We start from the raw sequence: 12946 nt of genomic DNA on the forward strand, positions 1-12946 counted from the left end.
AAACATGATGTCAAATGTTTACAGTCCTTTTTTGTTAGTAAATCAGTGTTACCTCTTTTTCCTTCAAAAATTGTTGCCATTCGTGCGTTGGTTCTTGGTCGGTGATGAGGTAGTCGATTTCTGAGATGTCGACTATTTTGATGAAGGCGTTTTTGTCGAATTTAGAGGAATCAGCTACTAGTATCACTTTGTTAGCGCGCTTTAGCATGTGGTTTTTGATTTCGGCTTCGGGCTCGTTGGAATCTGTGATGCCGTTTTCCATGGAGAGGCCTTTGCAGCTGATGATTGCGTAATCCACGAAATAGCGGCTGATTGTGTTGGCTGCGTCGGAACCGATGAGTGAGTTGGACTTGGTGCGCAGGGTTCCGCCGGTCAGAATGAGGTGTACTTTGAACTTGGCGAGTAATTCTACTGCCGTGATCGAGTTGGTAATGATGGTGAGATTCTCTTTTTCGCGGACGAGCAGGTTCAGCGCTTCGAAAACGGTGGAACTCGTGTCTGCAATGAGGGAATCGCCGGTCTTGATGAGTGATGTTGTTTTTGTTGCGATGTTCTTCTTTTCTTCGACGTTGATGACGTTTCTTGTTGCGTACGGTAAGTCTTCGTTCGTGTGTTGGCTGAGTGTTGCGCCGCCGTAACTGCGATCCACGATGCCTTCTTTCTCCAACTTGTCTAGGTCGCGTCGAATCGTTTCTTCGGATACATTGAAAATTTTAGCTAGTTGGGATACGTGGACTTTCTTGTTTTTCTTTATTTCTGATAGTATTTTGTCTTTTCGCTCGAAAGCAAGCATTTTCATCACATCCTTGTCTCTTTCATTGTAAACAATGGGACATTTACAAGCAAGTTTTAATTGAAAACCACATAAAAACAACATAAAACTACAAAATAATAAATAAAAATGTTGACTTAGTGACGGATTCGGTGTATTCTTGGTTTATAAAATAAAAGTGTGAAGGAGGAGGAGCTTTTGAAACATGTGGCTGTGGATGTTGGCGCATCGAGTGGGCGTCTGCTTATGGGCGAGCTAGTGAATGGGACGATTGAGCTGACAGAGATTCACCGTTTTAAAAATGGTTTCACGGAAGTTGATGGTCATTGTGTATGGAATATTGATCATATTTTCACAAATATATTGCTTGGCTTGGAGAAATTGAAGAAAACTGGTGTCACACGTTGCACGTTGGGGATTGATACGTGGGCGGTGGACTATTGTTTGGTGGGCGAAGAAGGAAAGCGGTTACACGAGGTGGTTAGTTATCGTGATAAGCGGACGGATTGTGCGATGGATGCGGTTTTGGCGGAGGTGCCGGCTGCGGATATTTATGCGAAAACTGGGATTCAGTTTTTGCAGTTTAATTCGTTGTATCAGTTGTATGTGGAGGATGCGGGATTGAAGGCGCGGACAGATGCGGTCATGATGGTGCCGGATTATTTGGGGTATTTGTTGACTGGTGAGCGTGTGACGGAGGTTACGAATGCTTCTTCTACGCAAATGTTGCATTTACATACGAAACAGTTTGATGTGGATTTGTTGGATTTAGTGGGATTGGATGCTGGGCAGTTTGCGCGGTTTGTGAAGCCGGGTGAGATGTTGGGCAAGATTTCGGCGGAATGGCATGAGCAATATGACTTGCCGGATTGTGATGTGATTGCGGTTGCGACGCATGATACGGCTTCGGCGGTGCTTGGTGCGCCTGGTGTTGGTGATGATTGGGCGTTCTTGTCGAGCGGGACGTGGTCACTTCTTGGAGCGGAGTTGGAGAGTCCGATTAATAGCGCAGAGGCGTTTGCGGCGAATTACACGAATGAGTGGGGCGCGTATGATACGTTTCGTTTCTTGAAAAATATCATGGGGCTGTGGCTCATTCAAGAGGTCGCGCGGATGCAGGATTATGCGTATAGTTATGCAGAACTTGCGGAATTGGCGGCGCGTGAGGAGGCGTTTGGAGTTTTGATTGGGGTGGATGATCATCGCTTTTTAAACCCGACGGATATGATTGCGGAGATTCAGGCGTATTGTATGGAGACGGGACAGGAGATTCCACGAACACCGGGCAAATTGGCGCGTGTTATTTATGATAGTTTGGCGATTCAGTATGCGATTCAGATTGAGCAGTTGCAGGCGCTGACGGGTCAGGAAATCAGGCATCTTCATATTATTGGTGGCGGCGCTAACATTGCGATTTTGAATCAGTTGACGGCGGATTTGACTGGGATTACGGTGCATGCGGGGCCAACTGAGGCGACTGGGCTGGGGAATTTGGCGGTGCAGTTGATTGCGAGTGGTGAGGCCAAGGATATTACGGCGGTTCGGGAGTTGATTCGCAGGTCGACGCCGATGACGACGTATACGCCGGGTGATGGTGTGAACATGATGGAAATTCGAGCAAAGTACAAAAATATATCTGGGAAACAGGAGGCTTTTTAAATGGGAAACGAGAAATTACAACAGCAGTATGCGTGGGCAAAAGAGGAATATGCGAAGTATGGCGTGAATGTGGATGATGTTTTGAAACGGTTGGCGGATGTGAAAATTTCGATGCATTGTTGGCAAGGGGATGATGTGACGGGGTTTATGAATCCTGATCAGGAGTTGACGGGCGGGATTTCGGTGACGGGGAATTATCCGGGTGCGGCGCATACGCCAGAGCAGTTACGCCAAGATTTGGAGAAGGCTTTCTCGCTGATTCCTGGAAAACATAAGGTGAATCTGCATGCGATGTATGTGGATACGGATGGAAAAGTGGATTTGGATGAGATTGAGCCGGCGCATTATGCGAAATGGGTGGACTGGGCGAAGGAGCAGGGATTGGGTTTGGATTTCAATCCCACATTTTTCTCACATCCTAACTCGGAAGATGGTTTTACGCTGAGTCATCCGGATAAGAAGATTCGTGATTTTTGGATTGAGCATGGGAAACGGGCTAGGAAGGTTGCGGCTTATTTTGGTGAAGAGTTAGGGCAAACTTCGGTCAATAATTTCTGGGTTCCTGATGGTTTCAAGGATAACCCAATTGATCGTTTGGCGCCGCGTAAGCGTTTGATGGAGTCGCTGGATACGATTTTTGCGGAGGAGTTGGACCGGAAATATACGCTGGACGCGGTGGAAAGTAAGCTGTTCGGACTTGGCGCTGAGGCTTATACGGTCGGATCGCACGAGTTTTATATGGGATACGGGATTACGCGGAATAAGTTGATTTGTATGGACGCTGGACATTTCCACCCGACGGAAGTGATTTCGAACAAGTTGTCATCGTTATCTTTGTTTAGTGAGGGAATTCTGTTGCATGTGAGTCGTCCGGTGCGTTGGGATAGCGACCATGTGGTGATTATGGATGATGAATTGCAGGAAATCGGGCGCGAGCTGGTTCGCAATGACTTACTTGGCAAAACGCATATTGGGTTGGATTTCTTTGATGCAACAATTAATCGCGTGGCGGCGTGGGTTATTGGGACGCGAAACACGTTGAAATCGCTTTTAAAAGCAATGCTTGAGCCGACGGAATATCTTCGCAAAATTGAATTGGATGGCGATTATACGACGCGTTTAGCGCTGACAGAGGAATTGAAGGACTTTCCTTTTACAGCGGTTTGGGACTATTATTGCGAGACGCAAAACGTTCCAGTTCGCGAGGCTTGGTTAAAAGAAGTGAAGGATTATGAAGAAAAAGTTTTGGTAAAACGGTCTGAGGAGGCAATTGGAATTGAGTAAAGATGTTGTAGCAGCACCATTTGTACAGGAAATGATGAAGGTAACGGCGAATTTATATCGTCTAGGTTGGGATGAGAGAAATGGCGGGAATATTAGTTATCTGCTGACGGAAGCAGAGGTTGGTGCATTTATTAATCCGAACCAAGTGATTCGCACAATTCCGATGATTTTTGACGCAACCGAGCTTGCGGGGAAATATTTTATCGTGACGGGTTCTGGGAAGTATTTCAAAAATGTGATTGATGCGCCGGATGTGAATCTTGGTATTATACGTGTTGCCGAGACGGGTGATAGTGTTGAGTTACTTTGGGGCTTAACGGATGGCGGTGTGCCAACGAGTGAGCTGCCGGCACATTTTATGAGCCACATTGAACGCCTGAAAATTGATCCGGAGCACCGTATTATTATGCATAATCATGCGACGAATATTATCGCGATGACATTTACGCATTCGCTTGAGGAACGTGATTTCACGCGAACTTTATGGCAAATGTGCACGGAATGTATCGTAGTTTTCCCAGAAGGTGTTGGGATTTTGCCGTGGATGGTGCCTGGGACGGACGCGATTGGGATGGCTACGGCTGCGAAAATGCGCGAATTCCGATTGGTTATTTGGCCACATCACGGGATTTTCGGAGCGGGAAGCACGATGGACGAAGTGTTTGGCTTGATTGAAACGGCTGAAAAAGCTGCGGAAGTTTATACGTTGGTTCAAGCGCAAGGCGGCGCGCGACAAACGATTACGGACCAACAATTACAAGATTTAGCGGATGCATTTGGTGTGACTGCGAAATCGGGATATTTACAAATAGGCGTTAAGTAAATTTTACAGGTCTGGGGCATAATCTAGATAAATCGGCGACAAGCGCTCGTATTACATTAATTTGGCGGACTTCCGGTTCTCACATACTCAAGTATGCTCCGCTTCCGGATTCCACCAAATTAATGTAATACAAACGCTTTCACTCGATTTGTGTAAGGCGTAATTTACTTCTTACCCCTAAATATGGGTCAAGAGGAACTGTCTTGCTTTGAGTTATACCTCAGTCTCTAATATAGGAGGAGTCGCAACATGGAAAGAATCGCATCGATTATGTACTTAAAAGATGGTTTTTCGGAGGAATATAAGGCGAGACACGATGATTTATGGCCGGAAATGGAGCAAGCCTTGAAGGAACACGGCGCACAGAACTATTCGATTTTTCTGGATGATAATACACACGTTTTGTTCGCGTACTTAGAAGTGGAAAATAGAGAAAAATACGACAAAATTGCAGAGACTGAAATTTGCAAAAAATGGTGGGCGTATATGGAGCCATTGATGGAAACGAATGAGGATAACAGCCCAGTTTCGAAAAATCTAACATCTGTTTTTTATCTCGCGTAACATAAAAAAGGAGGAAAAAGTATGGCGAATGCAGGTAAAGGAAGTTTAAAAGCCACTCTAACTGTGTCGATGTCCAATTTTTTGGAGGCTGGATCGATCGTTGCGGCGGCTGGGGGACTGACATTGTGGGTAAATTATTTGAATCTATCGGATGCGTCTGTTGGGTTGCTTGGCGCGGTTAGTGCGAATGGTTTCGGATCGGCGGTCGGTGCCTTTATTGGTGGAGCTTTGGTTGATAAATATGGGCGGAAATTCATCTATAAATATGATTTAATTGTGTATATGATTGGTGTCCTTTTGATAGCGCTGTCAATGAATTTCGGCATGCTATTGACGGGATACATCATTACGGGGATAGCGGTCGGGGCGGCGATTCCAGCGGCTTGGACGTATATCGCGGAGGAAGCGCCGGCAAAAGATCGGGCGGCACATGTTGGTTATGGGCAGTTGGCTTGGTCGGTAGGTCCTGCGGTAATGCTGTTTTTGGCGGTATTAATGGCACCACTTGGCTTGTTAGGAAGTCGGATTATCTTCGGAATGTTGTTTGTAATCGCTCTCATAACGTGGGTTTTACAGCAGCAAATTAATGAATCGACCGTTTGGGAAGATCAGAAGAAAGAGGACGCAAAAGCTGAGAATATGGGTAAAAAAGTCTCGATTAAGGAGTTATTTACGATTAAGGCGAACCGAAAAGCGATTACGCTCGTGCTTGGTATCTACTTTTTCTGGAATTTGGTTGCAGGTGTGATGGGCTATTTCATGCCGTATATTTATCAGGTTGTTGGCGGTTTGACGTCGGCGCACGCGAACTTGTTACAAGGGACGCTGTGGGTGTTCACGATTCTTTCGACGTACTTTGTCTTTATTAAATTGGGCGATAAGATGAATCGTAAATTGTTGTTCGGAATCGGTGCTGTGATGGGAATTGTGGCATGGATTATCTTGACGTTTGGTTCGATGGGAATGACGGAATTGTTGCTATTCATTATTTTGTGGGGTGTTGCAGCTGGTTTTGGAGCGCAAGCGTTCTACGGATTGTGGGCTGGTGAACTTTTCAAAACGCAATATCGAGCAAAAGTGCAAGGCATGATGTTTGGATTGGTGCGGGTTGGTGTTGGTTTGATTTCGCTAGTCGTGCCGGCGATGATTACCTTCTTAGGATTCAAAGCGGCAGGCGTCGTGATGATTATTTTCCTTGTGATTCACTTGATTATCGGTCTTATTTTGGCGCCGGAAACGCGTGGTAAGACGCTGAAGGAGATCGAGGAAGAGCGATATGGTCCGGAAGAAAACAGCATGATCGAGGAGGAACAATTAGATGGTTAACAGAATGATTTTGAATCAAACTTCTTATTTTGGCGCGGGTTCGATAGGGAAAATCACGGATGAGGTCAGAAAATCGGCTTTTCAAAAAGCGTTTATCGTGACGGATAAGGCTTTGGTGGAGCACGGAATCGCGCAAAAAGTGACGGCGTTATTGGACGCGGAACAGCTTCCATACGAGGTTTTTGATGGCTCGATTCCCAATCCGACGATCGCGGTTGTGAAAGCAGGACTCGCCGCGTTCCAACAATCAGGCGCGGATTACATCATCGCGATTGGCGGTGGCTCCCCGATTGATACGGCAAAAGCGATTGGGATTATTGCGACGAATCCGACGTTTAGCGATGTGCGAAGCTTGGAGGGTGAGGCAGATACGACGCAGGCTAGCGTTCCAATTTTTGCAGTGCCAACGACTTCGGGAACGGCGGCGGAAGTGACGATAAATTACGTGATCACGGATGAGGAGCGGCAGCGCAAGTTCGTTTGTGTGGACCCGCATGACATTCCGCTCGTGGCGTTTGTGGACAGCGATATGATGATGTCGATGCCGAAATCTCTTTGTGCTGCAACGGGTATGGACGCTTTGACGCATGCTATCGAAGGCTATATCACGAACGCGGCTTGGGAATTGACCGATATGCTACACTTAAAAGCAATCAAAATCATCGTGGGATCGCTGCGTTCATCGGTGAAAGGTGATGCGGCAGGACGCGAAAAAATGGCATTAGGTCAGTACATCGCAGGAATGGGATTCTCCAATGTTGGTTTAGGTCTCGTGCACGGCATGGCGCATCCGCTCGGGGCTTGGTACGACACGCCTCATGGGGTTGCGAACGCGATTATTTTGCCGACCGTCATGGAATACAATGCGGCGTATACAAGCGAAAAATATCGTGATATCGCCGAGGCCATGGGTGTTGTTGGCACCGAATCGATGTCGCTTGATGAAGCCCGAAAAGCAGCTGTCCGAGCGGTTGCTGAGCTTTCCAAAGATGTCGGAATTCCGAGTTCACTGAGCGAGGTCGGCGTCAAAGAGCAAGATTTAGAAGCGCTCGCCAAAGATACCCTGGCTGACGTGTGTACTGGCGGGAATCCGCGGACAACGAATGCTGAAGAAATCCTAACATTATATAAGAAACTACTTTATTAACAAAAATTTCACATTTTCATCTTAAAAAATTCATGACTGTCCTGTAATATAGGTTTTGTAGATAACAACAATTACTTTTTAACTCCCTTTTAGAGTAGTTGCATTGTTTCTCACCTTTTTTCATACCTCTCTTAGAAAAACATCGATCCCAACTAACTGGGCGTCGGTGTTTTTTGCATGGTACAGGTATTGTGCTAAACTAGAGATATGGAGGTGCGGTATATGTTGCAAAATGGAGACACTATTGGCCTGGTTGGTTGTTCTAACGGGCGGGAGCAAGAGCGAGAAAAGGATATTAAACGTGTCGAGGAGCTACTTTCTAAGCATTTCGGTATTGGCGTAGTTCGCGCGACAACGATTTTTGAAACGGAAAGCAGGATGCCGAAACAACGCGCAGAATCGCTCTTAAACATGTATCAAAATCCCGAAATAAAGGCTATATTTGATATTTCGGGCGGTGATTTAGCGAATGAAATCCTGCCATATCTTGATTTTGAGGCAATCAAGATAGCGAATAAACCTTTCATTGGTTACAGCGATTTAACGGTTATTTTGAATGCTATTTATGCGAAAACAGGTGTGTCGGGTTATAACTACCAACTGTTGCATTTAGCAGGAAATGAATCGGAATTACAGTTGCGGCAGTTTGAGAATACCTTTTTAAAGGGGGAAAAAACAGTAATTCCGTATGAAACGATAGTAGAAAGCGCTAAAATGACAGGCCAGGTAATTGGTGGGAACATTCGGTGTTTATTGAAGTTGGCGGGAACGGAATATCTTCCTGATCCGACTGGGAAAATTATTTTGCTTGAGGCGATGAGCGGGGATCGTAGCAAAATCGCGACATTTTTTGCTCAGCTTGATCAAATTGGCTATTTAAAAGAGGCGAACGGCGTTATTTTAGGAACTTTTTCAGAGATGGAGAAATTGGAGCAACAAAAAGAGGTAGATGAAATGGCGCGTGAATACATGCAACGATATCGTAAATTCCTGATAAAAACCTCGATTGTGGGGCATAATGAAGACGCGCAACCATTCCCGCTTGGCGAAAAACTTGAATTCTAATAAAATTCTCATGGAATCCCCGCAAAACTTTCATCGACGCCCTGTATTATAGAGAATGTAAACAAGGACAGCAATTAGGTTTCCCCCCTTTTTCCTAATTGCGATATTCCTTAACAAACTCCCTTTTTGACCAGCTTCCCCGGCTGGTTTTTTTGTGCCTATTTGGAAGTAGTCAAAGCGGTTAGGAGTATGAGATAATGGGGTTTGGGAGGGATTTCGATGGAGATTGATAATAAAGTGTACGCGACGAATCGGGATGAATGGAGATCGTGGTTGGAAGCGAATGGCGAGACACAGAAGTATTGTTGGCTTGTTTTGCCGCGGAAACAGAGTGATTTTACATATATTGATGCTGTGGAGGAGGCTTTGTGCTTCGGTTGGATAGATAGTACGAAAAAAGGACTGGATGAAAAGCATATCGGGCAGCGGTTTTCGCATCGGGTGCCAAAGAGTAATTGGACGGAATTAAACAAAGAACGGGCGCGCCGAATGAGGAAACTGGGATTGATGACGCCTCAGGGAGAGCGGGTTTTGCCGAATCTGGACGCGGAATTTGAAATATTTGAAGACATTTTAGAGGCGATAGAACAGGACGCCATTTTGAAAGAAAATTTTGCGAAACTTCCGGATTTATATGTTCGAATCAAGCTGGACAATATCCAATCGGTTTTTAAGGACCGTGCGCTGTTTGACAAGAGATTGGCGACATTTTTGGAAAAAACACGAAAAGGCGAATTGTACGGCAAATGGCATGATGACGGCAGATTAACGGATTATTAGTGGAGGGAGCGGAAATAGGATGGCGTTAGAGATCAGTATAGTTAATAAATCGCAGAACAAGTTGACGCAAAAAGCTTTTATCTACATAGATGGCCAGCAGAAAACGACGAATATCAAGCAATTGGAGCCGGGTGAGGAATGCCAGATTGAGATTCCGACAACAGAGAAAGACGTAACCAGCGATATCATGCTTTCCTATTTAAACACAGATAGCGCGATTATTATCACAAAAATGGGCGAAGTGACCAGCCAGGCTCAAAACATGCTGCTAGACATCACAGATATAGCGCCAGAAGGAACAATTAGATACCAGTTTTCATAAAAAATGAAAGTTTCATGGAATTCTCATAAAAATCCCCGCAAACTTTCATCGAAGCCCTGTATTATAGAGAATGTAAACAAGGACAGCAATTAGTTTTACCCCCCCTTTTTCTAATTGCCGCTAGTCCTTTAAACTCCTTTTTTGAACCAGCTCCCCCCGGCTGGTTCTTTTTGTTGGTGCTGTTACGACCAAAAGGAGTTACAGCACCAATATAAGGGTGAGCGTAGCGAACAGTTAATCCATGCACTGAACAAAGTGAGGCACAGCCCTAACATAAGCGCGAACAAAGTGAACGGTTAATCCATTCCCCCAAGTTTCCCATCCCGAATCCCCTTCAACCTCTCCTCCAAACGCACCCAATCACCCTGCGTCGGCGGAAAATTCCAAATGAAAACACAATCAGAATTCCCTGAAACAGTCGTGGTCTCCGATATTATGAGGTCAACTATTTTCGGAATATCCTGCGTACTTATTTCGATATTCAAATCTAGTTTGCGAAGGATTTGCGACTTTAATTTATTCAAAATAGCGTTATCCTGACTCGTAAACAAAGCAACTTGCAATCGCGGTTCATACTTTTTCATTGCGAACCGTTCTAGAATCAGAACCATGTACTTATAGCAAAAATAAATAGGTGGCGCCGAAACGTGCTTCAAACGCTTAGGATCAAATAAATGCATCGTTATCTTATCTAAAACCATCCATAATCCAGGATTTTCAGTTTTGAAATAGTCAGCCTGTGCGCGCACATCTTGGTATATATACAAGTACGGAAGCGATAATCCATAAAAGTTAGCGTTGATAAAATCGAGCCATAAATGATCGTTATCTTCTATTATAATATCTGGGTAGCATTTGGTAAATTCCTCAAAAAAGGATGCAGCAATTGTATAAGGTAGTGTTTGCTGTTGTCTATGCCACGCAATGAGTCCAGTTGCAGTGGAATCACGAGCTTTAGGGTACATCAAATTACTAATAGCAATCGTTAAATATTTTTCCTCCAGATCTTTGTGCTGTGCAGGTACATCGTTTATTAAAGATTCTCCATAGTCTCTAATAAATTGCGTCACTTGGGGAGGCACGCAATCCTGCAATATCATCTCCTCTACATAACGTTTTTGAGCATGCCTCATGTATTTTACTGCCAGACGATAAAGCAGCTGTTCTTTCTCAATCGCGTTCACGTAAACATCCACTTTACGCAAAAATTCATCGAGTTCGTATACCAAAACTTCTCTGGATATGGAGCGAAATGGCCATGTTCTCCCTTTATATACAAGCCAATATAGGTGATAGTAACATTCTCTCACCCAAATCTCAGGCCCAGTAATGCGTAGGGGATTTGTTTGGATGCCCAAATGGCTTTTGTGAAGGACTTTTTGTAAGCGTTTTAATTTTAAATAGAAGGTACTTTTCGTAATAAAATGTTGCTCATAAAATTGTCGTGCTCGTAAATGTGGATAATTAAACGTGCTGTCCAACAAAAGATACGCGACAGAAGAAGTCATATATTTTTCAATAATTGCATCTACAGGTAGGTCATCGTTTTTTTTCAGATAAGCACCGATCCCTTTTTTGATAATTAATTGGGTACCAGGGGCGTTTTTAGCCAAGTATAATGCAATATCATCGAGTGCTTTGTAAACTGCATCTAGGTTGTAATTTAAAATATGAGATATCTCAGAGATTGGCCAGTATTTTTTCTCTGTCCCTATCAACCGTATAATTTCGAATTCTCGTATTTCCTTCTCATCCAAAAAATACATGTCATTTCCCCTTTCTGGCATTGTTAATCGTATTTAATAATACCCTTTTATACTATTTTTATGCTAATTAGCGATATGTTAAGAGATAGTCACAAATTCTTCAGATTCTGATAGCGATAATTGTATAAACTTATAAAACGGATAAAAATAGCCGTGATAAGCTGAGTATGTATCCTATTTCAAAATTAGGTGGAAGCGGGATGCTAGTTTTACTTTTTAATAAGAAAAGGAGGGTTATTTCTATGATTACATAAAAAAAGAGCACTAAATGTACTTTTTAAGAAAAATATACATCTGGAGGAACATATTGATATGACTTGATTCTGCTGTATTTGTCCTATTGGCGCGAAAAGAAACCTATTTTTTAGGAAATAAATCAGAAGTAAAGTATTATACTATGAATGTACTTAAGGAACAGCATACTTTTAAGACATTCAAACCTAATTTACTTAGGATTTCCTAGGTTCAAAAAACTATAGATGACACAAAATATTCACAGTTAGCCTGACTAGTTGCAACTCTGTTGTGAAATCTAGAACAAGAAGATGATACACTTAGAAACAATAACTCGGGTAGTAACACAGAGCCATTCTCATATACAAAAATAGGCGAACGCGATGAAAAGACATAAAAGTTTCACAATTCTTCTGGAAATCTGCACCATAGTTGAAACGCAGAAAACGGGAACATGTTAAATTTATAAATGTAATCTTTCACAACTATTCAAGATGTTAGAAAGGAGAAATCATAATTGGTGTATATTTCAAGTGATACGAGTTTAGACGGGATTATTAAAGAATTACAAACAAATGCGTATGGCGATAATTTAGTACAAGAAGTTACATTTGATAAAGGGCAACAAATTATTGCGCCAGGGAAGCCGAACAATGCACTATACATTATTACATCTGGGATTTCCATCACGACCCAGACGATGAAAGATTCGCTAAAGCCAGTCATATCCTTTCTAACGGATGGGGATATCATCGGGCTGGAATCGTTTTTCAGGAAAAATGAGAGTGTGGTAATGACACAAGCGACAACATTAACAGAGTTACGAGCAACGAGAATCGATATGGATTATCTAATGAATTATTTAGCAAATCGACCGTCATTCATGGAGTACTTTGCGAACCTAATGACAGAACAATTGTACAATCTATACGAGCGCTACATGCAACTAATGCTAGGTCGAGAAGAACGATTCGTTAACTCCCTTTACGATATTGCAAACAAACTAGGGGCCACAGTAGAGGAAGGCATTCAAATCCCATCTGTTATTAATACGAAGCTGATCGGAGCCTATTGCAACGTGGACCGAAACTTCATACCGAAGCAGCTAAAGAAAATGATAGAAGAAGGTCAGATTAGTGTGGATCATAAAAATATTACTATCAAAAATGTATCCACAAGTCGGAATATTCAGTTATAAAAATTC

At 43.4% G+C, this 12946-nt stretch carries 12 protein-coding genes; 10 read left to right on the top strand and 2 right to left on the bottom strand.

Features of this window, described 5'->3' with window-relative positions; all coding sequences use genetic code 11:
• Positions 1–34: 34 nt before the first annotated feature.
• The gene (locus EP58_RS15255; RefSeq protein ID WP_308738465.1) at positions 35–799 is read right to left on the bottom strand and encodes a DeoR/GlpR family DNA-binding transcription regulator; all 765 of its coding nucleotides are present in this window, start codon (positions 797–799) and stop codon (positions 35–37) included.
• A gap of 171 nt (positions 800–970) precedes the next feature.
• On the opposite strand from EP58_RS15255, the gene rhaB reads away from it, so the two are divergent.
• The 9 genes from rhaB to EP58_RS15300 all read left to right on the top strand — a co-directional run bounded on the left by rhaB (position 971) and on the right by EP58_RS15300 (position 9742).
• Positions 971–2431: a rhamnulokinase gene (gene rhaB, locus EP58_RS15260; protein ID WP_036094702.1), complete on the top strand. Its 1461-nt coding sequence runs from the start codon at positions 971–973 to the stop codon at positions 2429–2431.
• Positions 2432–3715 carry an L-rhamnose isomerase gene (gene rhaA / locus EP58_RS15265; protein ID WP_036094703.1) on the top strand — a complete coding sequence of 428 codons (1284 nt, stop codon included), beginning with the start codon at positions 2432–2434 and terminating at the stop codon, positions 3713–3715.
• Positions 3708–4538 carry a rhamnulose-1-phosphate aldolase gene (gene rhaD / locus EP58_RS15270; protein WP_036094704.1) on the top strand — a complete coding sequence of 277 codons (831 nt, stop codon included), beginning with the start codon at positions 3708–3710 and terminating at the stop codon, positions 4536–4538. Before rhaA ends, rhaD begins: the two co-directional genes overlap by 8 nt.
• 249 nt (positions 4539–4787) lie before the next feature.
• Positions 4788–5102 carry an L-rhamnose mutarotase gene (gene rhaM, locus EP58_RS15275; protein WP_036094705.1) on the top strand — a complete coding sequence of 105 codons (315 nt, stop codon included), beginning with the start codon at positions 4788–4790 and terminating at the stop codon, positions 5100–5102.
• A 21-nt stretch (positions 5103–5123) separates the two neighbouring features.
• Entirely contained in the window at positions 5124–6428 is a 1305-nt protein-coding gene (locus EP58_RS15280) for an MFS transporter (RefSeq protein WP_036094706.1), read from the top strand.
• Entirely contained in the window at positions 6421–7575 is a 1155-nt protein-coding gene (gene fucO, locus EP58_RS15285; RefSeq protein ID WP_036094707.1) for a lactaldehyde reductase, read from the top strand. The genes EP58_RS15280 and fucO overlap by 8 nt, the downstream gene beginning before the upstream one ends.
• Positions 7576–7797: 222 nt before the next feature.
• Entirely contained in the window at positions 7798–8640 is an 843-nt protein-coding gene (locus tag EP58_RS15290) for an LD-carboxypeptidase (protein WP_036094708.1), read from the top strand.
• Between the two features lie 219 nt (positions 8641–8859).
• Positions 8860–9420 (top strand): YdeI/OmpD-associated family protein, encoded by a 561-nt coding sequence (locus EP58_RS15295; RefSeq protein ID WP_036094709.1) that lies wholly within the window; start codon positions 8860–8862, stop codon positions 9418–9420.
• 19 nt (positions 9421–9439) lie between these two features.
• Positions 9440–9742, top strand: a complete 303-nt coding sequence (locus EP58_RS15300; RefSeq protein ID WP_036094710.1) for a hypothetical protein — start codon at positions 9440–9442, stop codon at positions 9740–9742.
• Between the two features lie 296 nt (positions 9743–10038).
• On the opposite strand, the gene EP58_RS15305 is transcribed toward EP58_RS15300, so the two are convergent.
• Positions 10039–11508, bottom strand: a complete 1470-nt coding sequence (locus EP58_RS15305; protein WP_036094711.1) for an AcpB/EbpR/MafR family transcriptional regulator — start codon at positions 11506–11508, stop codon at positions 10039–10041.
• A 754-nt stretch (positions 11509–12262) separates the two neighbouring features.
• Between EP58_RS15305 and EP58_RS15310 the strand changes: the two genes are divergently transcribed.
• Complete coding sequence (locus tag EP58_RS15310) at positions 12263–12940, top strand: Crp/Fnr family transcriptional regulator (RefSeq protein ID WP_241481028.1); 678 nt, start codon at positions 12263–12265, stop codon at positions 12938–12940.
• Positions 12941–12946: the final 6 nt, after the last annotated feature.

The sequence above is a fragment of the Paenilisteria newyorkensis genome (assembly GCF_000766145.1).
GTDB classification, from domain to species: domain Bacteria; phylum Bacillota; class Bacilli; order Lactobacillales; family Listeriaceae; genus Listeria_A; species Listeria_A newyorkensis.

What these genes read in the sequence shown, in the direction of transcription:
- EP58_RS15295 (WP_036094709.1), top strand. Translation starts at nt 8,860, where the DNA reads ATGGAGATTGATAATAAAGTGTACGCGACGAATCGGGATGAATGGAGA.
- rhaA (WP_036094703.1), top strand. Translation starts at nt 2,432, where the DNA reads ATGGGAAACGAGAAATTACAACAGCAGTATGCGTGGGCAAAAGAGGAA.
- EP58_RS15280 (WP_036094706.1), top strand. Translation starts at nt 5,124, where the DNA reads ATGGCGAATGCAGGTAAAGGAAGTTTAAAAGCCACTCTAACTGTGTCG.
- rhaM (WP_036094705.1), top strand. Translation starts at nt 4,788, where the DNA reads ATGGAAAGAATCGCATCGATTATGTACTTAAAAGATGGTTTTTCGGAG.
- fucO (WP_036094707.1), top strand. Translation starts at nt 6,421, where the DNA reads ATGGTTAACAGAATGATTTTGAATCAAACTTCTTATTTTGGCGCGGGT.
- EP58_RS15255 (WP_308738465.1), bottom strand. Translation starts at nt 799, where the DNA reads ATGAAAATGCTTGCTTTCGAGCGAAAAGACAAAATACTATCAGAAATA.
- EP58_RS15290 (WP_036094708.1), top strand. Translation starts at nt 7,798, where the DNA reads ATGTTGCAAAATGGAGACACTATTGGCCTGGTTGGTTGTTCTAACGGG.
- EP58_RS15300 (WP_036094710.1), top strand. Translation starts at nt 9,440, where the DNA reads ATGGCGTTAGAGATCAGTATAGTTAATAAATCGCAGAACAAGTTGACG.
- EP58_RS15305 (WP_036094711.1), bottom strand. Translation starts at nt 11,508, where the DNA reads ATGTATTTTTTGGATGAGAAGGAAATACGAGAATTCGAAATTATACGG.